This window comes from Geodermatophilus aquaeductus (genome assembly GCF_900182545.1).
Classification (GTDB): Bacteria; Actinomycetota; Actinomycetes; order Mycobacteriales; family Geodermatophilaceae; genus Geodermatophilus; species Geodermatophilus aquaeductus.
Genome location: NZ_FXTJ01000001.1, coordinates 423,490 through 449,327, shown reverse-complemented (window position 1 = coordinate 449,327; position 25,838 = coordinate 423,490). Strand labels below are relative to the sequence as shown.

Here is a 25,838-nt window from a genome sequence, read left to right as displayed (position 1 = left end):
AGCAGCGCGGTCAGCAGCGTGGGGGTGTCCCCGGGCACGTCGAGGGTGCAGAGTGGCTGACCACACGGGGCCCTTCCTGCGGACGGGTGGTGCGTGATGGCCAGCAGCGGTGTCAGCGGCGGGCCCCGTCCGCGGGCGATCATCCGGTCGGTCGTCGTCGCGGTGTGCGGAGTGGCGATGACGGCGGTCGGCGCAGTGAGCACGGCGCAGGCCGGGCCGTCGCCGGATCGAGCTGCGCCCGAGGCGGCCGGCATCGCGTGGACGAGCTGCGAGCCCCCGTTCGCCGACGATGACCAGTTGCAGTGCGGAAAGCTCTCGGTGCCGTTGGACTGGGACCGCCCGAACGGCGAGCGCATCGACCTGGCCGTCATCCGCCATCTCGCCAGTCGGCCGCAGGAGCGCATCGGGTCCGCCTTCCTCAACCCGGGCGGACCGGGTCAGAGCGGCGTCACGGTGGTCGGGGAAGGAGGAGCGGACTTCGACCAGTGGAGCGGGGGCCGCTTCGACGTCGTGGGTTGGGATCCGCGGGGCACCGGCGCAAGCTCGCCGGTGACCTGCTTCCGCAGCGACGCCGAACGGGACCAGTTCTGGGCGGGCGTGTCCATTCCCATGACCACGGCCGAGTCGCAGGCCTACCAGCGCAAGGCCGTCGAGCTCGCGCGCCGGTGCGGTGAGGTGCACGGGGATCTTCTCAACCACATCTCGACCGCGGACACCGCCCGCGACCTGGACGCGCTGCGCCAGGCCGTCGGGGACCGCGAGCTCACCTACATCGGCCTGTCCTACGGATCGATGCTCGGCCAGACCTACGCCAACCTGTTCCCGGACCGGGTGCGGGCGATGATGCTCGACGGCATCGTCGACCCGGTCGCATACACCGCCAGCGCCGAGTCCAGGACGGTCAACGGCGTCGCGTTCACCGACGAGGTCTTCGACCAGTTCCTCGCGCTCTGCCAGAGCGCCGGCCCAGACCGCTGTGCGCTCGCCGGCCACGGCGAGACCGTCGAGCAGCGCGTGGCGCGGATCTTCGCCACGGCGCGCCAGGCACCGATCCCCGCACCGCACGCCGACCCGCCCGGCGAGCTCAGCTACGGCGACCTGCTCACCACCACCTACGCGCCGCTGCGGCAACCGGACACATGGCCGCAGTTCGCGCAGGACCTGAACGCGGCCGCCGACGGTGACGCCTCGGCCCTGGAGACCACGGCGCGGCAGGTACAGACCCCCGTGATCTACGGCGAGATCCCGAAGTCTGTGGCGATCTCGTGCCTGGACGGTCCCGCATCCCAGCCCTCCACGGCCTGGCCGCAGGTGATCGACACCTTCACCGACTCCAGCAGGCTCTGGGGACCGGTGCTGGGGTGGTGGCTGTGGGCGCCGTGCGCGTCGAACTGGCCGGCCAGCAGCAACGACCGCTACACCGGCCCGTGGAATGCCAGTACCGAGACCCCGATCCTGCTGATCAACAATCGGTACGACCCCGCCACCGGGTACGGCAACGCCCAGGCCGCCGAACAGCGACTGGGTAACGCCGTGCTGCTCACCGTGAACGGCTGGGGCCACCCGAGCTACCAACTCCCCAGCACGTGCACCGACCAGGCCAGACAGCGATACCTCGTCGACCTGGTCACCCCGCCGAAGGGCACCGTCTGCGAACCCGACCGGCTGCCCTTCCCCTAGGCCCCCGAGCTGCCGGGAAACGCTTCACCTCCGGTCCGCGGGTTGTGGTTGTCTCCTCGTGGAGGGGTCAAGATCATGAGGTTCGTGCGGCTGACGAAGGCCTGGCCGGGCGTGCAGCATCCGAACTCGCCCGGTCCGCTGGATCCATGACGCCAAGATGTGGACGGACGACACCGCTGGCGCTGACCTCTGCAGCCGATGCCTCACCCAGCCGTCCGCCAACTGCAGATCCTGGTGAGAAACCCCAGTGGCGAGTCCCATCGTCCTGACCACCGCCGAACGACCAGCCCGTTGAGAAGACCTCAGTTCTCTCGTCCAGGGGTGACCATGATGATCTCTCGACTCCTACGATTCCTCGCCGCATGCCTGCTCGGCAGCGCCATCGCCACGCTCCCCGGGAACGGATGGGCCCAGGACGCGACTCCGGTCACCTCACCCGCGGCGGGCGAGAAGACGACCGCCATCGTCGTCTCGGCAACCAACGATCCCCTCCGCGTGTCCGGGAGCGACGGGCTCGACCACCTGGAGTACGACCTGTTGGTGACCAACGGGTTCGCCGCGCCGGTCACCCTGACGTCGATCGCTGTCACTTCTCCAGATGGCGAGACACTGCTGCGGTTGGAGGGCGACGCGTTGGTCACGGCAACCCAACCCCTCCTCGGGAGGACCCCAACGGCGGTGATCCCGGCCTCCGGCGCGGTGGCCGTGGTCATGGACGTCACCGTCCCACCTGATCGCGCGGTGGAACGCGTGAGCCACAGCATCACCTATGAGGTCGCCCCCGACGCCCCGGGGCGGTCGCTGATCGGCAGCTTTGCGGTTGACGGCCCCGAACTGGATGTCGATCCCCGCCCTACCACGATCATCGCCCCACCCCTGCGCGGCGACGGCTGGCTGGCCACCAATGGCTGTTGCGCGGCGGCGTCGGTCCACCGCGCGGTTCGCGTCCCCGTCGGCGGCACGCGGATCGGCAAGCAGGAGACCTTTGCCATCGACTGGGCGCGGCTGCGCGATGGTGAGCCCTTCTCCGGAGACGGCGCGCGGCCCGAGGACTGGTACGGCTTCGGCGCCGAGGTCCTCGCGGTGGCCAACGGCACGGTCGTTGCCGTCCAGGAGGGGTATCCGGAGGAGGCGCCGCTGCAGCCGGTCACGAACGTCACCAGGCCCGAGGACTATGGCGGCAACGCCATCTCCCTCGAGATCGCCCCAGGTGTCTACGCCTACTACGCGCACCTTGAGCCGGGCAGCGTCACGGTGAAGGAAGGCGACCGCGTGACAAGCGGCCAACGCCTGGGGCTGCTCGGCAACACCGGGAACTCGTCCGGCCCCCATCTGCACTTCGGGTTGATCGATGACCCCGACCCGCTGATCGGCGAGAGCCTGCCGATGGCCTTCGACGACTGGACGTTGCAGGCCACCTTCGACATGGCGGCGTACGAGGCGGCCGACGGCGGGGATGCCCCGTCGGCGCTGATCCCGCTCGCTGCACCCGAGCCACAGACCCACACGCTCCAGCTCTACCTCGACGTCGCGGACTTCGGCTGAGCGCGTCCCGGCCGGTGGTCATCCGGTGATGGGGAGCGCACACGTCCCCTCGCGGTGTCACTGAACTGGCATCAGCGACCAGCCAGGACTGCGTGGTGTAGAAGACGGCGGCGAGTACGGCCACGCCAGCTACGCCGCGATGACGGAAGTCGGGAGGGCGCGGCCGGACGGACACGACAGCGGCCGACGGGGCCGCCCCTCCCCGTCCGTGAAGCCGCCTCCAGGGACAGGGATGGCGGCGCACGAGATCCGCAGGACAGGTCCTAGGCGCTCAGGACCCGCATCGGGCGCGTGCGCTCGGGGTCCTGCAGCGCGGCCCGGGCGGCGACCACGACGTCGGGGTTGTCGGTGATGACGCCGTCGACGCCGAGGGCCAGCAGCAGCCGCGCCGCGCCCAGGGCGTCGCCGGGGGCCGCCGGGTCGTCGCTGCTGCGCAGGTGCAGCGGCAGGAAGGTGTTCTCGGCGGCCAGCGTCCACGGCACGACCGTCAGGCCCGCCGCGTGCGCGCGGGGCACCAGGTCGGAGACGCCGGTCATCCGGTGCTCGGCGTCGCGCAGCAGGATGCGGTCGATGCTCGGCGCGATGCCCTGCGCGTAGGTGGAGACCGCGCGCAGCCCGGCGTTGGTGAGCAGGTGGTCGTCGCAGGAGGCCCTGTCGACCAGCTGGAACATCGTCGGCCCGTCGTCGCCCAGGTCGGCGCGCAGCCGCCGCAGGCCGGCGGTGTCGAAGGACTGCAGCACGACCGGGCCGTCGGGCGCGGTGGCGTCGAGGCGGCGCAGCTCGGCGGCCACCAGCTCGGTCATCGGCTGGCCGTGCTCGGCCGACCAGGAGGGCTTCTTCAGCTCGGCGAGCACGCGCACCTGGCGCTGCGGCGTGGACCGGCGGCGGACCAGCTCGACGACCTCCTCGAGCGTGAGGACGCCGAAGTGCCCGTCGTAGGCGGTGTTGAGCGGGCGCAGGTCCGGGTGGCGCTCGACGGCGCGCAGGGTGCGCAGCTCGGCGAGGGTGAAGTCCTCGGCGAACCAGCCGGAGCGCCTCTTGCGGCCGACCCGGCGGGTGGTGCGCCGGTCGGCGAACTCCGGCCGGGTGGCGACGTCGGTCGTGCGCGAGAGCTCGTTCTCGTGCCGCGCGACCAGCGCGCCGTCGCGGGTGACGACGATGTCGGGCTCGATGAAGTCCGCGCCCATGTCGATGGCCAGCTCGTAGCTGGCGATCGTGTGCTCCGGGCGGTACGCACAGGCACCGCGGTGACCGACGACGAAGGGATCCGAGGAGCGGACCCGTGCGTGAGTCGCGAGCGACTCGGTCGCGTGCATGCCATCCAGAACACCCGACCGAGGTGTCGGGATGGCGAACGCGCGCTGGCGTTTCGCTGAGAAATGGGAGGACGGCGCGCTGACCTGCGGAGCACCATCCGGTCCGTGACGCATCTCTCAGCGATCGGCTGGTCGCCGGACCGACTCGAGCACCTGCCCCCGGGCACCTCCCCCGGACGGGTGGCGCGGGTCGACCGCGGCCGCCTCACCGTGCTCACCGCCGACGGCGAGCGCCGGGTGCACCCGGCCGCCGGGCTCTACGACCCCGACGGCCTCGCAGCCCCCGCGGTCGGCGACTGGGTGGCGCTGCGCGGGGAGCTCGCCGTCGCGCTGCTGCCCCGCACCTCGGCGTTCACCCGCACCGTCGCCGGTCGGACGTCGGCCGCGCAGGTGGTGGCCGCCAACCTCGACCTCGTGCTGGTCGTCGACGCGCTGGCCGGGCCGACGCGCGCCCGGCGGGTCGAGCGGTACCTGGCCGTGGCGTGGGGGAGCGGGGCCACGCCGGTCGTCGTCCTCACCAAGGCCGACCTGTGCGACGACGTCGACGCCGCCGTGGCGGAGGTCGCCGAGGACGCCCTGGGCGTGGAGGTGCTCGCCGTGAGCGCGCGCACCGGCGAGGGGCTGGACGCGGTGCGCGCGCTGCTCGGCCCGGGACGCACGGCGGCGATGGTCGGCCCCTCCGGTGTGGGGAAGTCCTCGCTGGCCAACGCGCTGGCCGGCCGGGAGGTGGCGCCCACGCAGGACGTCCGGGAGGCCGACGGGCGGGGACGGCACACCACCACCTCGCGCGAGCTGCACGTGCTGCCCGGCGGCGGCCTGCTGGTGGACACCCCCGGCATGCGCGAGCTCGGGCTCTACGACGACGAGGGCGTGGACACCGCCTACGCCGACGTCGCGGAGCTCGCCGCCGGCTGCCGGTTCCGCGACTGCGCGCACCGCACCGAGCCCGGCTGCGCCGTCGCGGCGGCCATCGACGACGGCCGGCTCGACCCCGCCCGGCTCCTGGGCTGGCGCAAGCTGCAGGCCGAGGCGCACCGCCAGCTGCTGCGGTCCGACGCCCGCGCCCGCGCCGCGGAGCACCAGCGGGCCAGAGCGGTGTTCCGCGCGTACCGGGCGCAGCCGAACCGGGTGCGCTGACCCCGCGTCGGTAGGGTCGCGCTCCGTGCGCGTGCTCGTGATCGGCTCCGGAGCCCGGGAGCACGCCCTGTGCGTCGCTCTGACGTCCGACCCCGCGGTGACCGCGCTGGCCTGCGCGCCGGGCAACGCCGGCACGCGGGCGGTCGCCGAGCACCGGCCGGTCGACGTCGCCGACCCGGTGGCGGTCGCCGCGCTGGCCACCGGCTGGGACGCCGACCTCGTCGTCATCGGGCCGGAGGTGCCGCTGGTCGCCGGTGCCGCCGACGCCGTCCGCGACGCCGGCATCGCCTGCTTCGGCCCGTCGGCGGAGGCCGCGCAGATCGAGGGCAGCAAGTCCTTCGCCAAGCACGTGATGTCCGCCGCTGGTGTGCCGACCGCGCGCGCCTGGCCGGTCGGCGGCCCCGCGGAGCTGGAGACGGCGCTGGACGAGGCGGGCGCGCCGTACGTGGTCAAGGACGACGGGCTGGCCGCCGGCAAGGGGGTCGTCGTCACGACCGACCGGGACGCTGCCCTCGCGCACGGGCACCGGGTGCTCGACGCCGGCGGGGCGGTGCTGGTCGAGGAGTACCTCGACGGCCCCGAGGTCTCGCTGTTCGCCGTCACCGACGGGACGACGGTGCTGCCGCTGCTGCCCGCGCAGGACGCCAAGCGCCGCGACGACGGCGACGCCGGCCCCAACACCGGCGGGATGGGCGCCTACGCGCCGCTGCCGTGGGCGCCGGCCGGCCTGGTCGAGGAGGTGCTCGCGACCGTGCTGCAGCCGACGGTCGACGAGATGCGCCGCCGCGGCGAGCCGTTCAGCGGCCTGCTCTACGCCGGGCTGGCGCTGACCTCCCGCGGCGTGCGCGTGGTCGAGTTCAACGCCCGCTTCGGTGACCCCGAGACCCAGGTCGTGCTGCCGCTGCTGGAGACGCCGCTGGCCGGGCTGCTGCACGCCGCGGCCACCGGCACGCTCGCCGACCACCCGCTGCTGACCTGGCGCGACGGTGCCGCGGTGACCGTCGTCGTCGCGGCGCCGGGCTACCCGGAGGCGCCGCGCACCGGTGATCCCGTGACCGGCGCGGACGGGCCCGGCGTGCTGCACGCGGGCACCGCCGTGGGCCCGGACGGGACGGTCCGCTCCGCCGGCGGGCGGGTGCTCGCCGTCACCGCCACCGGCCCCGACCTCGCCGCCGCCCGGCAGGCGGCCTACGAGCGGGTGGCCGCCGTCCGGCTCGCCGGTGCCCACTGGCGCAGCGACATCGCCCTGGCCGCCGTCGAGGGGCGGATCACCGCTCCTTAAGCGCGCACTCCCACCGCCGGGCGGCTGCGTTCCGGACGCGGCTCCGGTGGCCGCGGGCCGTCGTGCCGCCGGGACAGGTAGGTGCCCGCGACGTTGGCGCAGGCCACCACCGGCACGGCGATGAGCGCCCCGAAGATCCCGGCGATGAGCAGGCCGGCCGCGATCGCCAGCACGACCGCGAGCGGGTGCACGTGCACCGCCTTGCCCAGCAGCAGCGGCTGCAGGACGTGCCCCTCGAGCTGCATGACGAGCACGACGATCGCCAGCGCGATGAGCGCGGTGATGGGGCCCTTGGTCACCAGCGCCACGAGCACGGCGACCGAGCCGGCGAGGAACGACCCGATGATCGGGATGAATGCGCCGAGGAAGACCAGCGCCGCCAGCGGGATGACCAGCTGGACGCCGAGGATCGCCAGGCCCACGCCGATGCCGATCGCGTCGACCAGCGCGACCACGACCGTCGCCCGCACGTAGGAGATCAGCGTCCGCCACGAGCGGCGGGCGGCCTCGTCCATGTAGGCGCGGGCCTCGCGCGGGAACAGGCCGACCAGCCACAGCCAGATGGAGCGGCCGTCCTTGAGGAAGAAGAACAGCGTGAACAGCGCCAGGACGATGCCCGTGAAGACCTCGCCCACGGTGGTGGCGGTGGTGAGCGCGCCGGAGGCGAGGGTGTCCTGGTTGGCGACGAGCGCGTCCTGGGCGGTGGTGACCGCCTCGTCGATCTGCCGCTGCGTCACCGGGAAGGTGTCGACGGCGAAGTCGCGGATCTGGTCGAGGCCCTGGCTGACCTGGTCGGCGAGGTCGGAGAAGCCGGCGCTGATCTGCTGCACGACCAGCGTGATGATCCCGGCGACCACCGCCAGCCCGACCAGCAGCATGGCGAAGGCCGCCAGCGACCGCGGCCAGCCGTGCCGGATGAGGGCCGCCGCCCCCGGCTGGAACAGCGCCGCCAGCAGCAGCGCCACGAACACCGGCACGACCACGACGGCCACGTACGCGGCCACGTACAGCAGGACGTAGAGACCGGCGAGGACGGCGATGATCCGCCAGGAGTACGCCGCGGCCGTGCGCAGCCCGCTCGGCACGGACGTGTCACCGCGCGGCTGCTCCCGGCCGGGACCGAGCAGACGCCGGCCGCGCTCGACGGCCCGCTGCGGGCGCCCGCCCTGCGGTGGGCCGCTCACCCCGCCGGGACCGAGCGGCCCGTCGAGGTCGGGGGCGCCGGGCTCGGGGCTGCCCAGGGGCGGGTCGTCGTCGGCGGGCAGGGCGGCGGGGTCGACGTCGGCCTCGTCGTCGTGCACGAGGATGGCGCGGTCGTCGTCGCGCTCGGGCCACGCGTGCGGATCGCGTTCGCCGGCTGCCCGGATGCGCTCGCGCGCCCGGGCGACCGCGTCACTGGCCCGTCGCAGCATCGACGTCCTTCGGCTCGGGGGATGAGGGCCGTTCTCGATCACGCTAGCGCTGCGGGAGGATGCTCACGTGCCTCGACGAGCTGACCGATTGACGGCGGTACCCGCGTGATCGACCGCTACACGCTCCCCGAGATGGGCCGGGTCTGGAGCGACGAGCACAAGTACGAGCTCTGGTGCCGGGTGGAGACCCTCGTGCTCGAGGCGCACGCCGCGGCCGGGCGGGTCCCCGCCGACGTCGTCGAGCCGGTGCGCAACGCCCCGCCGCCCACGGCTGCGCGCGTCGCGGAGATCGAGGAGACGACGCAGCACGACGTCATCGCCTTCCTCACCGCCTGGGCCGACAACACCGAACCCCGGTCGGCCGCGGCCTACGTGCACCACGGCATGACGTCGTCGGACCTGCTCGACACCGCACTCGCCGTGCAGCTCACCGAGGCCACCGACGTGCTGCTGGCCAAGGCCGACCGCCTGGTGGCCGCGCTGCGCGACCACGGCCTGGCGCACCGCGCCACGCTCAAGGTCGGCCGCACGCACGGCGTGCACGCCGAGCCGGTCGTGTGGGGGCACCGCGTCGCCGACCTCGCCTTCGCCATGGCCCGCTCCCGCGACCGGCTGCGGGCCGCGCGCGAGCGGGTCGGCGTCGTCGCGATCTCCGGCGCCGTCGGCACGTACTCGCTCATCGACCCGTCGGTGGAGGTCGCCGTCGCGCAGGCGCTGGACCTGCGGCCGGCCGACGCGTCCACGCAGGTCGTGCTGCGCGACTCGATCAGCGAGTGGGTGGCGGCGCTGGCCGTGATCGCCACCGTGTGCGAGGCGGTGGCGCTGGAGGTGCGGCACGGGCAGCGCACCGAGGTGCGGGAGCTGTCGGAGGCGTTCGGCTCGGGCCAGAAGGGCTCCAGCGCGATGCCGCACAAGAAGAACCCCATCCGCTCGGAGCGCATCGCCGGGCTCGCGCGGGTGGTGCGCGCCGCCGTCGTCCCGGTGATGGAGGGCATCCCGCTGTGGCACGAGCGGGACATCTCGCACTCCTCCACCGAGCGGGTCTTCCTCCCCGACGCCGCGATCACCACCGACTACCTGCTGCACCTGACCACCGGCCTGGTGGAGAACCTGGTGGTCGACGTCGATCGGATGCGCGCCAACCTCGACCTCACCGGCGGGCTGATCTACACCTCCGCCGTCCTGCTGGAGCTCGTCGAGACCGGCCTGTCGCGGGAGGACGCCTACGCCCTCGTGCAGGGCGCGGCGATGGAGACGTGGAACTCCGGGACGCCGTTCCGCGACACGCTGCGCTCCCGTGCCGCCGGCTCCGGCGTCACCCTGGACGAGGCGCGGCTGGACGAGATCTGCCGGCCCGAGGGCTACGTGCGGCAGTTGGGCCCGCTGTTCGACCGGCTGGCCGCGCTGTCGTGAGCGGGGACCCGGTGGTGGACCTGCCACTGGTGGCGCGCGGCAAGGTGCGCGAGGTCTACGACGCCGGGGACGGCCGGCTGCTGCTCGTGGCCTCCGACCGCATCTCGGCCTACGACGCCGTGCTGCCGACGCCGATCCCGGACAAGGGGCGGGTGCTCACCGCGCTGTCGGTGTGGTGGTTCGACCAGCTGACGCCGGTGCTGTCGGCGTTCGGCGCGACGCACCACCTCGTGTCGGCCACGGACGTGCCCGCCGAGGTGGCCGGCCGGGCGATGCTGGTGCGGCGGCTGGAGATGCTGCCGGTGGAGTGCGTGGCCCGGGGCTACCTGTCCGGCTCGGGGACGAAGGAGTACGAGCGCACCGGCTCCATCCGCGACGTGCCGCTGCCTCCCGGGCTGGTCGAGGGCTCACGGCTGCCGTCGCCGGTGTTCACGCCGTCGACCAAGGCCGAGGTGGGGGAGCACGACGAGGCGATCGACTTCGCGCGCGTCGTCGACCTCGTCGGTGCCGCCCGCGCCGAGGAGCTGCGGGAGCTGACGCTGGCGCTGTACCGCCGGGGCGCGGAGGTCGCCGCGGGGGCGGGCATCCTGCTGGCCGACACCAAGTTCGAGTTCGGGGTCTCCTCCGACGGCGGGCTGGTGCTCGGCGACGAGGTGCTCACGCCGGACTCCTCGCGCTTCTGGCCGGCGTCGTCGTGGGCACCGGGTGCGCCGCAGCCCTCGTTCGACAAGCAGTACGTCCGCGACTGGCTGACCTCCTCGGGCTGGGACCGCGTCTCGCCCCCGCCGGAGCTGCCCGCCGACGTCGTCGCCGCCACCCGCGAGCGCTACGTCGCCGCCTACGAGCAGCTGACGGGCACCCCCTTCCGCTGATCCGGCCGGCCCCGTCGAGATCCCGTGATCTCGTACGCGAAATGCGCCCGTGACGTACGACATCGCGCGATCTCGGCCGAGGCTGTGGACGGCGCCAGCGGGCGGACGCGTGCAGGCGGCAAGGTGCCGCGGTGCGCAGTCGACGCCCCAGCCGCATCACAGGTCCGACGACGAGGGCCGGAGCCCGGGCTGATGGGCTGACCGACCGCCATCTCCGCGACCCCGCCCTCGAGCGCCTGTCCCGGGACACGTACCTGCCGCGTGCGCTGGCCGACGACGTCGGCGCCCGGCTCGCCGCGGTGTTACTGACCGCACCGGCGACCGCCGTCGCCAGCCACCTGACCGCGGCTGCGATGTGGGGTCTGCATGTGCCGCTGCAGGACCGCGACGACCACCGGATCGATCTCACCGTGCCGGGCAGGACGCGGGCCGAGAGCCGGCGTGACCGCCGCATACACCGGCTGCCGCTCGACGGCGACGACGTGACGACCCGCTGGGCGCAACCGGTCACGTCACCTGCGCGCACCTGGCGTGACCTCGCGGGGATCCTCGAGCCGGCGGCTCTGCTCGCGGTCACCGACCAGGTGGTGGCGCGCCACTGTCCGCCGTCCGAGCTCGAGCGGCAGCTGACGAGGCAGCCGGCGGGACGCGGTTCAGCACGGGCTCGCGTCGTCCTGCCGCTGGCGGACCCGCGTGCGGAGTCACCCATGGAGTCCGTCCTGCGGTGGCTCGTGCACGTCGCAGGTCTGCCGCGACCGAAACTGCAGGTCGACGTCCGGGACAGCGGCGGGTTCATCGGTCGAGCCGACATGGCGTGGCCGGACCGCAGGCTCATCGTCGAGTTCGACGGTGACCTGCACCGCGATCGGGACGTGTTCGTGAAGGACCTGCGCAGGCAGAATCGCCTGGTCGCCGCGGGTTGGACGGTCCTGCGCTTCACCTCGGCGGACGTTCTCGGGCGTCCGGACGACGTCATCGCGGCGATCAAGGCAGCTCTCCGCTGACGAAATCACGGGATATCGCACGCAAATGGCCGTCCATCCGTACGAGATCACGGGATCTCGCTGAGGACCTACGGGCCGGGCGGGGCCGTGGCGTGGGACCGGTAGGCTCGGGAGCCGTGCCGCAGGTGGTCGTCGACGTCGTCCTCAAGCCGGAGATCTCCGACCCCCAGGGGCAGGCGGTGCTCGGTGCCCTCGGCCGACTGGGCCACACCCAGGTCACCGGCGTCCGCCAGGGCAAGCACTTCGTCCTCGACGTCGAGGGCACGCCCAGCCGGGAGGAGCTCGAGCAGATCGCCGAGACGCTGCTCGCCAACCCGGTCATCGAGGACGTCGAGCTGCACCTGCCGGAGGCCTGAGCCGTGCGCATCGGGGTCATCACCTTCCCGGGCTCCCTGGACGACGTCGACGCCGCCCGCGCGGTCCGCCTCGCCGGCGCCGAGCCCGTCGCCCTCTGGCACGCCGACCACGACCTGCGCGACGTCGACGCCGTCGTCCTGCCCGGCGGCTTCTCCTACGGCGACTACCTGCGCGCCGGCGCCATCGCCGCCCGCGCGCCCCTCATGCAGGACGTCGTCGACCGCGCACGACAGGGCATGCCGGTCCTCGGCATCTGCAACGGCTTCCAGGTGCTCTGCGAGGCCGGCCTGCTGCCCGGCGCGCTGACCCGCAACAGCCACCTGCACTTCCGCAACCGCGACCAGCGGCTGCGCATCGAGCGGGCCGACACCGCCTGGACCTCGGCGTACACATCCGGCCAGGAGATCGTCGTCCCGGTCAAGAACGGCGAGGGCCGCTACGTCGCCGCGCCCGACGAGCTCGAGCGGCTCGAGGGCGAGGGCCGGGTGGCGGTGCGCTACGTGGGCGGCAACCCCAACGGCAGCCTGCGCGACGTCGCCGGCGTGACCAGCGAGGACGGCCGGGTCGTGGGGCTCATGCCGCACCCCGAGCACGCCGTCGAGGACCTCACCGGGCCGTCGACGGACGGGCTCGGCTTCTTCACCAGCGTCCTGAAGGCGGTCGTCGCAGCGTGACTCAGGGACTCTCCGACCTCGACACCGGCCCGGGCCCGCTGTCGCACCGGCTCGACACCGTCGCGCTCGCGGAGAGCACCGCCGACGTCGAGCAGCCCTACGCCGAGCTCGGCCTCGCAAACGACGAGTACGCCCGCATCCGCGACATCCTCGGCCGCCGGCCCACCACCGCCGAGCTGGCCATGTACTCGGTGATGTGGAGCGAGCACTGCTCCTACAAGAGCTCGAAGGTGCACCTGCGCCGCTTCGGCGACCTCCCGCCCAGCGAGCACCTGCTCGTCGGCATCGGCGAGAACGCCGGCGTCGTCGACGTCGGCGACGGCTACGCGGTGACGTTCAAGGTGGAGAGCCACAACCACCCGAGCTACGTCGAGCCCTACCAGGGTGCGGCCACCGGCGTCGGCGGGATCGTCCGCGACATCCTCACGATGGGCGCCCGCCCGGTCGCCGTCATGGACTCGCTGCGCTTCGGCCGCGCCGACGCCCCTGACACCGCGCGCGTGCTGCCCGGCGTCGTCGCCGGCGTCGGCGGCTACGGCAACTGCCTGGGCCTGCCCAACGTCGGCGGCGAGCTGCTCTTCGACGAGTGCTATGCCGGCAACCCATTGGTCAACGCGCTGTGCGTCGGCGTCATGCGGCACGAGGACGTGCGGCTGGCCAAGGCCGAGGGGGTGGGCAACAGGGTCGTCCTGTTCGGCGCCCGGACCGGCGGCGACGGCATCGGCGGCGTGAGCGTGCTCGCCAGCGAGACCTTCGACCAGGAGGGACCGGCCAAGCGCCCGAGCGTGCAGGTCGGCGACCCGTTCACCGAGAAGCTGCTCATCGAGGCCTGCCTGGAGATCTTCGCCCAGGACCTCGTCACCGGGATCCAGGACCTCGGCGGCGCCGGGCTGTCCTGCGCGACGTCGGAGCTGGCCAGCGCGGGCACCGGCGGCATGCACGTCGACCTCGACCGCGTCCCGCTGCGCGACAGCACGCTGACGCCGGCCGAGATCCTCATGAGCGAGTCGCAGGAGCGCATGTGCGCGATCGTCGAGCCGGCCAAGGTCGACGCGTTCCTCGCCGTCTGCCGCAAGTGGGACGTGCTGGCCACCGTCATCGGTGAGGTCACCGCCGGCGACCGGCTGACCGTCGACTGGCACGGCGAGCGCATCGTCGACGTCCCGCCGCGGACCGTGGCGCACGAGGGCCCGGTGTACGAGCGGCCGATGCGGCGCCCCGCCGAACTCGACGCCCTGCAGGCCGACGACCCCGCCGCGCTGCCCCGCCCGGCGACGCCGGAGGAGCTCACCGCCCACTGGCTGGCCGTCGTCGCCAGCCCCGACGGCGCGGACAAGACCTGGGTCACCGAGCAGTACGACCGCTACGTCCGCGGCAACACCGTGCTCGCCCAGCCCGACGACGCCGGCGTGGTCCGCATCGACGAGGAGTCGCACCGCGGCATCGCGCTGGCCCTCGACGGCAACGCCCGCTTCGCGCGCCTGGACCCCTACGCCGGCGCGCAGCTCAACCTCGCCGAGGCCTACCGCAACGTCGCCGTCACCGGGGCCCGCCCGCTGGCGGTCACCAACTGCCTGAACTTCGGCTCCCCGGAGGAGCCCGAGGTCATGTGGCAGTTCGCCGAGGCCGTCCGCGGCCTGGCCGACGCCTGCCGCGACCTCGGCCTGCCGGTCACCGGCGGCAACGTCAGCCTCTACAACCAGACCGGCGACGTCGCGATCAACCCGACGCCGGTCATCGGGGTCCTGGGCGTGCACGACGACGTCCGCGACCGCGTGCCCACCGGCTGGCGCGCCGCGGGGGAGACGGTGCTGCTGCTCGGCGAGACGCGGCCGGAGTTCGGCGGCTCGGCCTGGGCGTCGGTCGTGCACGGCCACCTCGGCGGCCGCCCGCCCGCCGTCGACCTCGAGGCCGAGCGCGCGCTGGGCCAGCTGCTCGGGGCGCTGGGCCGCGAGGGCCTGGTCACCTCCGCGCACGACCTCGCCGACGGCGGCCTGGCCCAGGCGCTGACCGAGTCGGCGCTGCGGTACGGCACCGGCGCCACGCTGCGGCTCGCCGCCGACGTGTTCACCGCGCTGTTCAGCGAGTCCGGTGCGCGCGCCGTCGTCACCACCGCCGACCCCGAGGCGGTGCGGACGACGGCCGAGTGGGCCGGCGTCGCGGTCACCGAGCTGGGGACCACCGGCGGGGACGTGCTGGCGGTCGAGGGCGTCGGGGAGCTGCCGCTCGCCGAGCTGCGCGCGGCGTGGACGGCGACGCTCCCCGCGCTGTTCGGCTCCCCGGAGGTCACGGTCGGCAGCGTCCCGGCGGGCACCGTCCCGACCAGCTGACGCCCGCTGTGCCCTCGTCGACGAGCCCCATCCCCGCCGAGGAGCTGCGCGCCGCCGTCGACGCCGTCCGCCCCTGGCTGGCGGGCGAGGCCGAGCAGCCCCCGCGGTCGGTGCTGGGCGCGGCGGTGAAGACCAGCGCCCGGTGGCTGGCGCAGCAGGTGCCCGGCCGGTCGGTGGAGCTGCGGGTGCCGCCGCACGTCGCCGTGCAACTGATACCCGGACCGCGGCACACGCGCGGCACCCCGCCGAACGTCGTCGAGACCGACGCGGCCACCTGGCTGCGGCTCGCCGCCGGCGAGCTGACCTGGGCCGACGCCGTCGCCGAGGGGAGGGTCAGCGCGAGCGGCAACCGCGCCGACCTCTCGGCGCACCTGCCGCTCCCACCGCTCCGCCGGACCTGAGGTCGTGCACATACGCGGATGTGCACGGACGGGCTCAGCCTGTGAAGAGGGTGCTCGCGGTCTTGATCGTCTGGTAGAGGCCGTAGGCCAGCGGGACGCCGACCAGCGTCCACGCGAAGGCGATCAGCGCCGCGGGGGTGTGCACGGGCTGCTGGCCGTTGGGCGTGGGGTCCTTCGAGACGGAGGTGCTCATCGGGCGGCGCTCCTGGCGGGGGTCGGGGTGGTGGCGGCGTCGGAGTGCGGCTCGTGCCACTTGCTGGCCACGGGGCGCACCAGCAGGTTCGCGACGAAGCCGACGGCGAGCAGGCCGACCATGATGAACAGCGCCGGCCGGTAGTTGGCCGCGACCAGCGACCCCGGCTCGCCCTGGGTGTCGAGGACGCTGTTGACGATCAGCGGCCCGGCGACACCGGCCGCCGACCACGCGGTGAGCAGCCGGCCGTGGATCGCGCCGACCTGGTAGGTGCCGAACAGGTCGCGCAGGTAGGCCGGGATGGTGGCGAACCCGCCGCCGTAGAACGAGATGATCACCGCGGCGAGCAGGACGAACAGCCACGTGGCGCTGCTGCCGACGGTGGCCAGCAGGACGTACAGCACGAGGCCACCGCCCAGGTAGACCATGTAGATCGGCTTGCGGCCGATGAAGTCCGACGTCGTGGACCAGGCGAACCGGCCGGCCATGTTGAACAGCGACAGGACGCCGACGAAGCCGGCGGCGGCGGTCGCGGCGACGGTCGAGCTGTCCCCGGTCCGGAAGAAGTCCTGGATCATCGGCGAGGCCTGTTCGAGGATGCCGATGCCGGCCGTGACGTTGCAGAAGAGCACTGTCCACAGCAGCCAGAACTGCGGCGTCTTGACGGCGTTCTTGGCCGAGACGCTCTCGGTGGTGACCAGCGCCTTCTGCTTGACCGTCGAGGGGTCGAAGCCGTCGGGCCGCCAGCCCTCGGCGGGGACCCGCACGATGAAGGCGCCGAACATCATGAAGACCAGGTAGACGGCGCCCAGCGTGAAGAACAGCGCCGCGACGGCGTCGCCGTTCGGCACCGTGCCGGCCGTGCCGTCGTAGGCCGGGTCGTAGTAGCTCATCAGCTGCCGCGACAGCGGGGAGGCGATGAGCGCACCTCCACCGAAGCCCATGATCGCCATGCCGGTGGCCAGGCCGGGCCGGTCGGGGAACCACTTGATGAGCGTGGAGACCGGCGAGATGTAGCCGATGCCCAGGCCGATGCCGCCCAGGACGCCGTAGCCGAGGTAGAGCAGCCACAGCTGGCCGGTCTCGATGCCCAGGCCGCCGACGAGGAAGCCGGACACCCAGAAGCAGGCCGACGTGAACATCGCCGCCCGGGGCCCGTTCCGGTCGACCCACGTGCCGAAGAGCGCGGCGGACAGACCGAGCATGACGATGGCGATCGAGAAGACGATGCCGATCGCCGTCTGCGACGTCCCGAAGTCCTCGACCAGGGCGGCCTTGTAGACGCTGGTCGCGTAGGCCTGGCCGATGCACAGGTGCACGGCCAGGGCGGCCGGCGGGATCAGCCACCGGTTGAAGCCGGGGCGGGCGACGATGCGCTCGCGCCGCAGGAAGCCGGGTAGCGCCACGGGCGACCTCCGGGACGGGGACCGGGTCGGCCGGTCGGCTGTGGGCAGGGTCACGAGGGAAGGTACGTGCGGCGTGTCGTTCCCGCGCGCCGAGCGTGACCGCATCGTTGTGCGGCATCCCGTCCCGCGCCATCGACCGGCTCCCGCTGGACGGCAGGACGACGTCGGCCCGTCCCGTGCCGCGCCCTAGGCTCGCGGCATGGCCTACGAGGTGAGGGGCGTCGTCGCCCGCGGCAAGGGAGCACCGGTCGGCGTGGAGACGATCCTGGTGCCCGATCCGGGACCGGGTGAGGCGGTCGTGGACGTGGCTGCCTGCGGGGTCTGCCACACCGACCTGCACTACCGCGAGGGCGGCATCAACGACGAGTTCCCGTTCCTGCTCGGCCACGAGGCCGCCGGGACGGTCGCGGCCGTGGGCGAGGGCGTCACCACCGTGGCCGTCGGCGACTTCGTCATCCTCAACTGGCGGGCCGTGTGCGGGCAGTGCCGCGCCTGCCTCAAGGGTCAGCTGCAGTACTGCTTCAACACCCACAACGCCGCGCAGAAGATGACGCTCGCCGACGGCACCGAGCTGTCCCCGGCTCTCGGGATCGGCGCGTTCGCCGAGAAGACGCTGGTGCACTCCGGGCAGTGCACGAAGGTCAACCCCGCCGCCCCGGCCACCGCCGCCGGGCTGCTCGGCTGCGGCGTGATGGCCGGCGTCGGTGCCGCGGTCAACACCGGCGCGGTGCAGCGCGGGGAGAGCGTGGCGGTGTTCGGCTGCGGCGGCGTGGGGGACGCCGCGATCGCCGGGGCCAAGCTGGCCGGGGCGACGACGATCGTCGCCGTCGACGTCGACGACCGGAAACTGCAGTGGGCGCGGCAGTTCGGCGCCACCCACACCGTCAACTCCCGGTCCACCGACGCCGTCGAGGCGATCAAGGGGTTCACCAACGGCTTCGGTGTCGACGTCGCCATCGACGCCGTCGGCCGCCCCGAGGTGTTCGAGCAGGCCTTCTACGCCCGCGACCTCGCCGGCCGCGTGGTCCTGGTCGGCGTCCCGACGCTGGACATGCAGCTGACCCTGCCGATGATCGAGCTGTTCGGCCGCGGCGGGGCGCTGAAGTCCTCCTGGTACGGCGACTGCCTGCCCAGCCGCGACTTCCCGATGCTGGTCGACCTCTACCTGCAGGGCCGCTTCCCGCTCGAGGACTTCGTCTCCGAGACGATCGGCCTGGACGACGTGGAGGCCGCGTTCGAGAAGATGCACAAGGGCGAGGTGCTGCGCAGCGTGGTCGTCCTCTGATGGGCGTCCGCATCGAGAAGGCCGTGGTCAGCGGGGTGTTCAGCCTCGACGGCCAGGACTTCGACGTGGACAACAACGTCTGGCTGGTCGGCGACGACGACGAGGTGCTCGTCATCGACGCGCCGCACCGCGTCGAGCCGATCGTCGAGGCGATCGGCGGCCGGCGGGTGACCGCGATCGTGCTCACCCACGGGCACAACGACCACATCACCGCCGCGGTCGACCTGCGCGCGGCCACCGGCGCACCGATCTGGCTCCACCCCGCGGACACGATGCTCTGGGACGTGGTCTACGGGGGCGGGGTCCACCCGGAGGCGCGGCCCGACGAGCCGCTGGCCGAGGGCACCCGCTTCCGGGTCGCCGGCACCTCGCTGACCGCGCTGCACACGCCCGGTCACTCGCCGGGCAGCACCTGCCTGCACGCGCCCGACCTGGCCGCCGTCTTCACCGGCGACACGCTGTTCCACGGCGGGCCCGGCGCCACCGGCCGCTCGTTCAGCGACAAGCCGACGATCCTGAACTCGATCCGCGGCAAGCTGCTGAGCCTGCACGGCGACACGGTGGTGCACACCGGCCACGGTGAGGACACCCGCATCTCCGCCGAGATCGGCTCGGTGCACTGAGGCGCGGCCGGCCGGGGAGGGAGATCAGCCCCGGCCGGCGTCGCCCTCCGCGTCGTCCTCGACGTCGTCCTCCACGGCGGTCGCCGGGCCCGCCTGGGCCTCCGGCGCCGTGCGCTCCAGGCGCTGGCGGATCGCCGCGACGTTGAGCGCGAGGTCCTCGAGCGCCTCGACGGCGCGCGTGGCGAGCGCGAACGTGAGGTTCTCGCGGCGCTCCTCGGCGCTGGGCTCCCGGCGGCGCTCCCACGGGGCCGAGGCGCGGTCGGTCGCCCGCCCCCAGGGGTCGTCGTCGCCGCGCGACGGGTCGAACAGCCCGCGCAGCATGCGCTGGGCCATCTCCAGGAAGTCGTTGGGGTCGGGCCGGTCGGCGGGCATGTCGGCTCCTCTCGACGTACCGAGGCACAACGCGCCGGACCCGGGCGCGGTTCCGGAGCGCCGGACCCGGGCGCGGTTCCGGAGCGCCGGACCCGGGCGCGGTTCCGGAGCGCCGGACACCGTGCAGTGACGACTGGCCGGGGTGGCGGGCGCCACCCGGCGCGGGCGCGCGACGCCGGTACGCTCAGGAGTGTGCCTCGCGGTGACGGACGGCTGACGCACGCCCTCGACCCCTCTGCTCCCGGTCCCCAGGACGCCTGTGGCGTCTTCGGTGTCTGGGCGCCGGGGGAGGAGGTCGCCAAGCTGACCTACTTCGGCCTGTACGCCCTCCAGCACCGTGGTCAGGAGGCAGCGGGCATCGCCGTCTCCGACGGGGCCTCGGTCGTCGTCTACAAGGACCTCGGTCTGGTCAGCCAGGTGTTCGACGAGTCCACGCTGGGCAGCCTGCGCGGCCACCTCGCCGTCGGCCACACCCGCTACTCGACCACCGGCGCCTCCACCTGGGAGAACGCCCAGCCGACGTTCCGCACGACCGACGCCGGCACCGGCCTGGCGCTGTGCCACAACGGCAATCTGGTCAACACCCAGGAGCTGGCGAGCAAAGCGGCCGACGCCGGTGTGCCCGGGGCGTTCACCGCCACCACCGACTCCGACCTGGTGACGGCGCTCATCGCCGCGCGGCCCGACATGAGCATCGAGGCCGCCGCCATGGAGGTGCTGCCGCAGCTGCGCGGCGCCTTCAGCTTCACCTTCATGGACGAGGACACCCTCTACGCCGCCCGCGACCCGCAGGGCGTGCGCCCGCTGGTCCTCGGCCGGCTCGAGCGCGGCTGGGTGGTCGCCAGCGAGACCGCCGCCCTCGACATCGTCGGCGCCTCCGTCGTCCGCGAGGTCGAGCCCGGCGAGCTGCTGGCCATCGACGAGAACGGCCTGCGCAGCCAGCACTTCGCGCCCGCCGAGCCCAAGGGCTGTGTGTTCGAGTACGTCTACCTCGCCCGCCCCGACACCACGATCGGCGGCCGCGGCGTGCACGCGGCCCGCGTCGAGATCGGCCGCCGGCTGGCGAAGGAGCACCCCGCCGACGCCGACCTGGTCATCCCGGTGCCCGAGTCCGGCACCCCGGCCGCGGTCGGGTACGCCGAGGCCAGCGGCATCCCCTACGGCCTGGGCCTGGTCAAGAACTCCTACGTCGGCCGGACCTTCATCCAGCCGTCGCAGACGATCCGGCAGCTGGGCATCCGGCTGAAGCTCAACCCGCTGCGCGACGTCATCCGCGGCAAGCGGCTGGTCGTCGTCGACGACTCGATCGTGCGCGGCAACACCCAGCGCGCGCTGATCCGCATGCTGCGGGAGGCCGGCGCCCTCGAGGTGCACGTGCGCATCTCCAGCCCGCCGGTGAAGTGGCCGTGCTTCTACGGCATCGACTTCGCCAGCCGCGCCGAGCTGGTCGCCAACGGCCTCGACGTCGACGGCGTGCGCGCCTCGATCAACGCCGACTCGCTGGGCTACGTCTCCGAGCAGGGCCTGATCGCCGCCACCGAGCAGCCGGCCACCCGGCTGTGCACGGCGTGCTTCACCGGCGAGTACCCGATCCCGCTCGGCGAGGCCGGGATGCTCGGCAAGCACGTGCTCGAGGGGATCGGCCGCACCCCCATGCCGCGCGTCGGGCCGCCGCCCCAGGATGCCGAGCGGGCGGTGAGCGGCTGGACCGGCCAGCAGGCCGGCAGCCCCGCCGTGTCCGGCGGTGCCGACGACGCGCTCCGCCGTCCGTGACCCAGGCGTCCGTGAGCGGGGACTTCACCTACGCGGGGTCCGGCGTCGACATCGACGCCGGTGAGCGCGCCGTCACCCTCATGCGCAGCGCGGTCGAGCGCACCCGCCGGCCCGAGGTGGTCGGCGGCCTCGGCGGGTTCGCCGGGCTGTTCGCGCTCGACACCACCCGCTACCGGCGCCCGCTGATCGCCTCGTCCACCGACGGCGTCGGCACCAAGATCGCCCTCGCCCGGCAGCTGGACCGGCACGACACCGTGGGCATCGACCTGGTCGCGATGGTCGTCGACGACCTGGTCGCCTGCGGCGCCGAGCCGCTGTTCCTGCAGGACTACGTCGCCGTGGGCAAGGTCGTGCCCGAGCGGGTCGCCGCGATCGTCACCGGCATCGCGGCCGGGTGCGAGCAGGCCGGGGCCTCGCTGGTGGGCGGGGAGACCGCCGAGCACGGCGACCTCATGGACGCCGACGAGTACGACCTGGCCGCCACGGCGGTCGGCGTCGTCGAGGCCGACGCGGTGCTCGGTCCCGAGCGGGTCCGCGACGGCGACGTCGTCGTGGCGATGGCCTCCAGCGGCTTCCACTCCAACGGCTACTCGCTGGTCCGCCGCGTGGTGTCCGCCGCCGGGCTGGACCTGACCGCCATCCCCGCCGGGCTGGACCGCCCGCTCGGCGAGGTGCTGCTCGAGCCGACCCGCATCTACGCGCTCGACTGCCTGGCGCTGGTGGGCGAACTCGGCGTCGACGGCGTGCACGCCTTCGCGCACATCACCGGTGGCGGGCTCGCCGGCAACACCGCGCGCGTGGTCCCCGAGGGCCTCGAGGCCGTGCTCGACCGCGGCACCTGGGCGCTCCCGGCGGCGGTGTCGCTGCTCGAGGAGCACGGCGTGCCCCGCGAGGAGTCCGAGCGCGCGTTCAACTGCGGCGTCGGCATGGTCGCCGTCGTCGCCCCCGAGGCCGCTGAGACGGCGGTGCGCCTGCTGACCGACCGCGGCGTCCCGGCCTGGGTGGCCGGCACCGTCGGCGTCGGGGAGACCGGCGCACGGCTGGTCGGCTCCTACCGCTGAGCGCACCGCGCACCGCCGTCCCTCGCGGGACGGCGGTGCGCGTTGCTCAGGAGACCGGCGGCGAGCCGACCGTCAGCGACTGGCCGCCCAGTCGTCCTCGGCGTCGTCGTCCGCCCAGCGGTCGGTGTACTCGTCGTCGTCCTCGTCGTCGTCCTTGGCCGCCGGAGCGGTGTAGGGAGACGGAGTAGACCCCGCCAGCTCGCGCTGAAGCGCGGACAGGTCGGTGTTCGGTGAGCTGTACTTGAGCTCACGGGCCACGCGTGTCTGCTTGGCCTTCGCTCGGCCGCGCCCCATCGGCTCGACCCCCTCATAACGGAGAACGGGAGCCCAGCTCACGGGCTGGACGGCCCGCGTGGCGACCCCGACTGAGTGACTGTGTCTTGAGCAAGACTACGACACGGATCGACCACCGGCACGGGTCTCCCCCTGCCGTCCCCCGACCGGGGTCGTGGTACACGCCACCCGCGGCCCCGCGCAGGTCAGCGGGGGAGGCGGATGGTGGCCAGCCGGCCCACCGACGCGATGCGCTCCTCGGCCAGCCGGTCGGCGGCCACGGCGGGGGAGACGCCCTCGGTCGCGGCGGCCTCGAAGACCCGCAGGGCGACGTCGAAGATCCCGGCCGCCTTGGCCTCGGCGCGGGCGAAGGAGAAGCCGTGCCGCTCGTCCTCGACCTGGATGACGCCGCCGGCGTTCACCAGGTAGTCGGGGGCGTAGAGGATCCCGCGCGCGGTCAGCTGGTCGGGGATGCCGGCGTGGGCGAGCTGGTTGTTGGCGCCGCCGCACACGACCTCGGCCTGCAGGACGGCGACCGTGGCGTCGTCGAGGGCGCCGCCGAGGGCGCAGGGCGCGTAGACGTCGGCCGGGCGGCGTACCAGCGCGGCGGTGTCGGCGACGGCCTCGACGCCGGGGTGGCGGGCCAGGACCCGCTCGACGGCCGCGGGGTCGACGTCGGTCACCAGGACGTCGGCGCCGTCGGCCACCAGGCGGTCGACCAGCCAGCCGCCGACCTTCCCCACCCCGGCGACGGCCACCGTGCGGCCCGACAGCGTCGGCTCGCCCCACCGGTGCTGGGCGGCGGCGCGCATGCCCTGGAAGACGCCGAACGCGGTGAGCACCGAGGAGTCCCCGCAGCCGCCGTTGACCTCCGAGCGGCCGTGGGCGAAGCGGGTCTCCCGGGCCACGACGTCGAGGTCGGCGTTGGTGGTGCCGACGTCGCAGGCGGTCAGGTAGCGGCCGCCCAGGGCCTCGACGAAGCGCCCGTAGGCCCGCAGCCGCGCCTCGGTCTTGTCGGTGCGGGGGTCGCCGATGACGACGGCCTTGCCGCCGCCGAGGTCGAGTCCGGCCAGGCTGTTCTTGTACGACATGGCCCGCGCCAGGCGCAGCGCGTCGGCGACGGCCTCGTCCTCGGTGGCGTAGGGGTGGAAGCGGGTGCCGCCCAGGGCCGGGCCCAGCGCCGTCGAGTGCACGGCGATGACCGCCCGCAGGCCCGAGGCCGGGTCGGAGCAGAAGACCACCTGTTCGGCACCGGATCCGAAGACGTCCACGGACGCCGAGCCTAGAGCGCGGCGGAGTGCCCCCGATCACCCCGCCGCAGGGCTCAAGGAACCGCGCCCGGGTGTCGACAAGTGGAGTGACGGAAGTCGGCGACCGTGCCGCGTGGTCACGGTGTGACCTCCGTGCCGCGTGTTGCCCGTGTGACACGCGCCGGTGGGACGACCCTTGCCTCCGTACCCGCACCACCCCTCTTCCCCAGGGAGCCTCGATGCCGCAGTGCCGTCCCGCCCGGACCGGCCGTCGCCGGAGCGTGCGCGCGGCCCTGGCCGGCCTGCTCGCCGGCGCGGTGCTGCTCGGCAGCGCAGGACCGGCGCTGGCCGTGCCGGAGCCGCCGCCCAACCCGACCGACGGCCAGATCGCCGACGCGCAGGCCGCCCAGGAGGCCGCCGCGGCCGAGGTCGGCCGGCTCGCCGCCGAGGTCGCTGCCGCCGAGACCGAGCTCGAGCGGCTCGGCCTGCAGGCGGAGGCGGCCGGCGCCGCCTACCTGGCCGCCGAGGAGGCCCTCCTCCAGGCGCAGGCCGCCGCCGACCAGGCCGCCGCCGACCTGCAGAGCGCGACCGACGCCGTCGACGCCGCCCTCGCCCGCATCGCCGGCTTCGCCCGGGAGAGCTACGTCGACGGCGCCAGCATGAGCACCGCGGCCGCCCTGCTCGACTCCGAGGGCCCCGGCGAGCTCGTCCAGCGCGCCGCGCTGCTGGACTACGTCGCCGACACCCAGGTCGACCTGCTCGAGGAGCTCGAGGTGGCCCGCGTCCGGCAGGCGAACGCCGAGTCCTCCGCCCGGCTCACCCGCGACGCCGCGGCCGCCGCCGAGGACGAGGCCGCCGCCGCCAAGGCCGCCGCCGACGCGCAGGTGGCCGCCCAGCAGGGCGCCGTCGCGGCGGCCGAGGCGAACAAGGCCTCGCTCGACCAGCAGCTGCAGGCCGCCCAGATCCAGCTGCTGGAGCTGCAGGGCGCCCGCGACGCCTACCAGCAGTGGCAGGCGCAGAAGGCCGCCGAGGAGGCCGCCGCGGCCGCGGCCGCCGCCCGCGCCGCCGAGGAGGCCGCCGCCGCGGCGGCCGCCGCCCGCGCCGCGGCGTCGTCCGGGGGTGGGAGCACCAGCGCGGCCGCCTCGGGCGGGGGATCGGGCTACGTCAAGCCGACGTCGGGGCGGACGTCGAGCTGCTTCGGCAACCGCTGGGGCCTGCTGCACGCCGGCGTGGACATCGCCGCCCCGATCGGGACGCCGATCTACGCCGCCACCTCCGGCGTCGTGCAGCGCACCGGCCCGGCCACCGGCTTCGGCCTGGCGATCTACATCCGCGGCGACGACGGTGCGATCACCGTCTACGGCCACGTCAACGCCGAGTACGTGCGCAAGGGCGAGCGGGTCACCGCCGGCGAGGTGATCGGCGAGGTCGGCAACCGCGGCCAGTCCACCGGCCCCCACCTGCACTTCGAGGTGCACCCGGGCGGCGTCATGTACGGCGGCCAGGTGGACCCGGTGCCGTGGCTGCGCGCCCGCGGCGTCTCCATCAGCGGCTGCTGAGCCCCAGACGCGACGACGGCCCGCTCCCCGACCGGGGAGCGGGCCGTCGTCGTCGAGGGGTCAGGAGGTGGGAGCTGCGCCACCGCAGTTCTGCTCGCCGAACTGGGCGACGTTCGTCGCCTCGGGGCCCTGGGCGACCGTGACGAACTCCTGCGCCGCCGTCTGCAGCCGGGCCTGGCCGTCGGGGGTGGTGATGTCGACGGAGTTGGCCGTGTCGGAGAAGGCCTGCACCGCGTCGCCCACGACCGTCCAGTCGCTGGCGATCTCGGCCGGCGGCTGCACGGAGTCGAAGGCCGCCGCGGCCTGCTGCAGCAGCCCGGGCAGCTGCTCGGGCGTCGCGGCCGTCAGCTGGTTGCCCAGCTCCTCGTACTGCGCCGCCTGCTGGCAGAACGCCGCGACGGCGGGGTCGGAGCTGCCCGCCGACGACGAGCCGGCCGAGGACGAGCCGGTGCTCGGCGCCGCCGAGCTCGAGGTGTCGGCGCTGGTGGACTCCGCGGTCTCCTCGCTCCCCGACCCGTCGGCGCCGCCGCAGGCCGTCAGCAGGACGGCGGCGGCCGCGGCCACGAGGGCGGAGCGGGACAGGGACGGGAACGATCGCATGCCCGGAGGCTAACGGCCGG

24 protein-coding genes are annotated in these 25,838 nt (G+C 74.0%); 16 read left to right on the top strand and 8 right to left on the bottom strand.

Annotation, left to right across the window (positions count from 1 at the left end; translation table 11 throughout):
- Window positions 1-177: 177 nt before the first annotated feature.
- A complete protein-coding gene (locus tag FN207_RS02240; RefSeq protein ID WP_246065689.1) occupies window positions 178-1,680 on the top strand; it encodes an alpha/beta hydrolase in 1,503 nt (500 codons plus the stop codon).
- Between the two features lie 327 nt (window positions 1,681-2,007).
- Complete coding sequence (locus FN207_RS02235) at window positions 2,008-3,225, top strand: M23 family metallopeptidase (protein WP_246065774.1); 1,218 nt, start codon at window positions 2,008-2,010, stop codon at window positions 3,223-3,225.
- Between the two features lie 263 nt (window positions 3,226-3,488).
- Here FN207_RS02235 and FN207_RS02230 read toward each other — a convergent pair whose 3' ends face one another.
- On the bottom strand, window positions 3,489-4,541 hold the full coding sequence (locus FN207_RS02230; protein ID WP_142456713.1) for a glycerophosphodiester phosphodiesterase family protein: 1,053 nt from the start codon (window positions 4,539-4,541) through the stop codon (window positions 3,489-3,491).
- Between the two features lie 105 nt (window positions 4,542-4,646).
- Between FN207_RS02230 and rsgA the strand changes: the two genes are divergently transcribed.
- Both rsgA and purD read left to right on the top strand, forming a co-directional pair.
- Window positions 4,647-5,678 (top strand): ribosome small subunit-dependent GTPase A, encoded by a 1,032-nt coding sequence (gene rsgA, locus FN207_RS02225; protein WP_142456712.1) that lies wholly within the window; start codon window positions 4,647-4,649, stop codon window positions 5,676-5,678.
- Window positions 5,679-5,703: 25 nt separating this feature from the next.
- Window positions 5,704-6,960: a phosphoribosylamine--glycine ligase gene (gene purD / locus FN207_RS02220; RefSeq protein WP_142456711.1), complete on the top strand. Its 1,257-nt coding sequence runs from the start codon at window positions 5,704-5,706 to the stop codon at window positions 6,958-6,960.
- Here the strand turns inward: purD and FN207_RS02215 are convergent.
- Window positions 6,957-8,372, bottom strand: a complete 1,416-nt coding sequence (locus FN207_RS02215) for an AI-2E family transporter (RefSeq protein ID WP_142456710.1) — start codon at window positions 8,370-8,372, stop codon at window positions 6,957-6,959. The two genes, purD and FN207_RS02215, sit on opposite strands and share 4 nt — an antisense overlap.
- A 105-nt stretch (window positions 8,373-8,477) precedes the next feature.
- On the opposite strand from FN207_RS02215, the gene purB reads away from it, so the two are divergent.
- The 7 genes from purB to FN207_RS02180 all read left to right on the top strand — a co-directional run bounded on the left by purB (window position 8,478) and on the right by FN207_RS02180 (window position 15,423).
- A complete protein-coding gene (gene purB, locus FN207_RS02210) occupies window positions 8,478-9,785 on the top strand; it encodes an adenylosuccinate lyase (protein ID WP_142456709.1) in 1,308 nt (435 codons plus the stop codon).
- Window positions 9,786-9,799: 14 nt separating this feature from the next.
- Window positions 9,800-10,657: a phosphoribosylaminoimidazolesuccinocarboxamide synthase gene (locus FN207_RS02205; protein WP_142457203.1), complete on the top strand. Its 858-nt coding sequence runs from the start codon at window positions 9,800-9,802 to the stop codon at window positions 10,655-10,657.
- A 131-nt stretch (window positions 10,658-10,788) separates the two neighbouring features.
- On the top strand, window positions 10,789-11,661 hold the full coding sequence (locus FN207_RS02200) for a DUF559 domain-containing protein (RefSeq protein WP_142456708.1): 873 nt from the start codon (window positions 10,789-10,791) through the stop codon (window positions 11,659-11,661).
- A gap of 116 nt (window positions 11,662-11,777) precedes the next feature.
- A complete protein-coding gene (purS, locus tag FN207_RS02195; protein WP_110906813.1) occupies window positions 11,778-12,017 on the top strand; it encodes a phosphoribosylformylglycinamidine synthase subunit PurS in 240 nt (79 codons plus the stop codon).
- Window positions 12,018-12,020: 3 nt separating this feature from the next.
- Window positions 12,021-12,692 carry a phosphoribosylformylglycinamidine synthase subunit PurQ gene (purQ, locus tag FN207_RS02190; protein ID WP_142456707.1) on the top strand — a complete coding sequence of 224 codons (672 nt, stop codon included), beginning with the start codon at window positions 12,021-12,023 and terminating at the stop codon, window positions 12,690-12,692.
- Window positions 12,689-15,022, top strand: coding sequence for a phosphoribosylformylglycinamidine synthase subunit PurL (purL, locus tag FN207_RS02185; protein ID WP_142456706.1), 2,334 nt, complete (start codon window positions 12,689-12,691; stop codon window positions 15,020-15,022). Before purQ ends, purL begins: the two co-directional genes overlap by 4 nt.
- Before the next feature lie 8 nt (window positions 15,023-15,030).
- Window positions 15,031-15,423: a sterol carrier family protein gene (locus FN207_RS02180; RefSeq protein WP_142456705.1), complete on the top strand. Its 393-nt coding sequence runs from the start codon at window positions 15,031-15,033 to the stop codon at window positions 15,421-15,423.
- A gap of 34 nt (window positions 15,424-15,457) precedes the next feature.
- Here FN207_RS02180 and FN207_RS26095 read toward each other — a convergent pair whose 3' ends face one another.
- Together FN207_RS26095 and FN207_RS02175 are read right to left on the bottom strand one after the other, a co-directional pair.
- On the bottom strand, window positions 15,458-15,616 hold the full coding sequence (locus FN207_RS26095) for an MFS transporter small subunit (protein ID WP_185938108.1): 159 nt from the start codon (window positions 15,614-15,616) through the stop codon (window positions 15,458-15,460).
- Window positions 15,613-17,022: an L-lactate MFS transporter gene (locus FN207_RS02175; protein ID WP_221887993.1), complete on the bottom strand. Its 1,410-nt coding sequence runs from the start codon at window positions 17,020-17,022 to the stop codon at window positions 15,613-15,615. The genes FN207_RS26095 and FN207_RS02175 overlap by 4 nt, the downstream gene beginning before the upstream one ends.
- A 199-nt stretch (window positions 17,023-17,221) precedes the next feature.
- Between FN207_RS02175 and FN207_RS02170 the strand changes: the two genes are divergently transcribed.
- Complete coding sequence (locus tag FN207_RS02170) at window positions 17,222-18,307, top strand: S-(hydroxymethyl)mycothiol dehydrogenase (RefSeq protein ID WP_142456703.1); 1,086 nt, start codon at window positions 17,222-17,224, stop codon at window positions 18,305-18,307.
- On the top strand, window positions 18,307-18,930 hold the full coding sequence (locus FN207_RS02165; RefSeq protein ID WP_142456702.1) for an MBL fold metallo-hydrolase: 624 nt from the start codon (window positions 18,307-18,309) through the stop codon (window positions 18,928-18,930). Before FN207_RS02170 ends, FN207_RS02165 begins: the two co-directional genes overlap by 1 nt.
- 24 nt (window positions 18,931-18,954) lie before the next feature.
- On the opposite strand, the gene FN207_RS02160 is transcribed toward FN207_RS02165, so the two are convergent.
- Window positions 18,955-19,302, bottom strand: a complete 348-nt coding sequence (locus FN207_RS02160) for a hypothetical protein (RefSeq protein ID WP_142456701.1) — start codon at window positions 19,300-19,302, stop codon at window positions 18,955-18,957.
- 192 nt (window positions 19,303-19,494) lie between these two features.
- Here FN207_RS02160 and purF point away from each other — a divergent pair, with 192 nt between their 5' ends.
- Both purF and purM read left to right on the top strand, forming a co-directional pair.
- Window positions 19,495-21,075, top strand: a complete 1,581-nt coding sequence (gene purF, locus FN207_RS02155) for an amidophosphoribosyltransferase (protein WP_142456700.1) — start codon at window positions 19,495-19,497, stop codon at window positions 21,073-21,075.
- 11 nt (window positions 21,076-21,086) lie between these two features.
- Entirely contained in the window at window positions 21,087-22,136 is a 1,050-nt protein-coding gene (gene purM / locus FN207_RS02150; RefSeq protein ID WP_142456699.1) for a phosphoribosylformylglycinamidine cyclo-ligase, read from the top strand.
- A gap of 72 nt (window positions 22,137-22,208) precedes the next feature.
- On the opposite strand, the gene FN207_RS02145 is transcribed toward purM, so the two are convergent.
- Window positions 22,209-22,430: a DUF3073 domain-containing protein gene (locus tag FN207_RS02145; RefSeq protein WP_110007548.1), complete on the bottom strand. Its 222-nt coding sequence runs from the start codon at window positions 22,428-22,430 to the stop codon at window positions 22,209-22,211.
- 185 nt (window positions 22,431-22,615) lie between these two features.
- On the bottom strand, window positions 22,616-23,680 hold the full coding sequence (locus FN207_RS02140) for a Glu/Leu/Phe/Val family dehydrogenase (protein WP_142456698.1): 1,065 nt from the start codon (window positions 23,678-23,680) through the stop codon (window positions 22,616-22,618).
- 260 nt (window positions 23,681-23,940) lie between these two features.
- On the opposite strand from FN207_RS02140, the gene FN207_RS02135 reads away from it, so the two are divergent.
- Window positions 23,941-25,218 carry a M23 family metallopeptidase gene (locus FN207_RS02135; protein WP_246065687.1) on the top strand — a complete coding sequence of 426 codons (1,278 nt, stop codon included), beginning with the start codon at window positions 23,941-23,943 and terminating at the stop codon, window positions 25,216-25,218.
- A 60-nt stretch (window positions 25,219-25,278) separates the two neighbouring features.
- Here the strand turns inward: FN207_RS02135 and FN207_RS02130 are convergent, their stop codons facing one another.
- A complete protein-coding gene (locus tag FN207_RS02130) occupies window positions 25,279-25,818 on the bottom strand; it encodes a hypothetical protein (protein ID WP_142456696.1) in 540 nt (179 codons plus the stop codon).
- Between the last annotated feature and the right edge of the window lie 20 nt (window positions 25,819-25,838).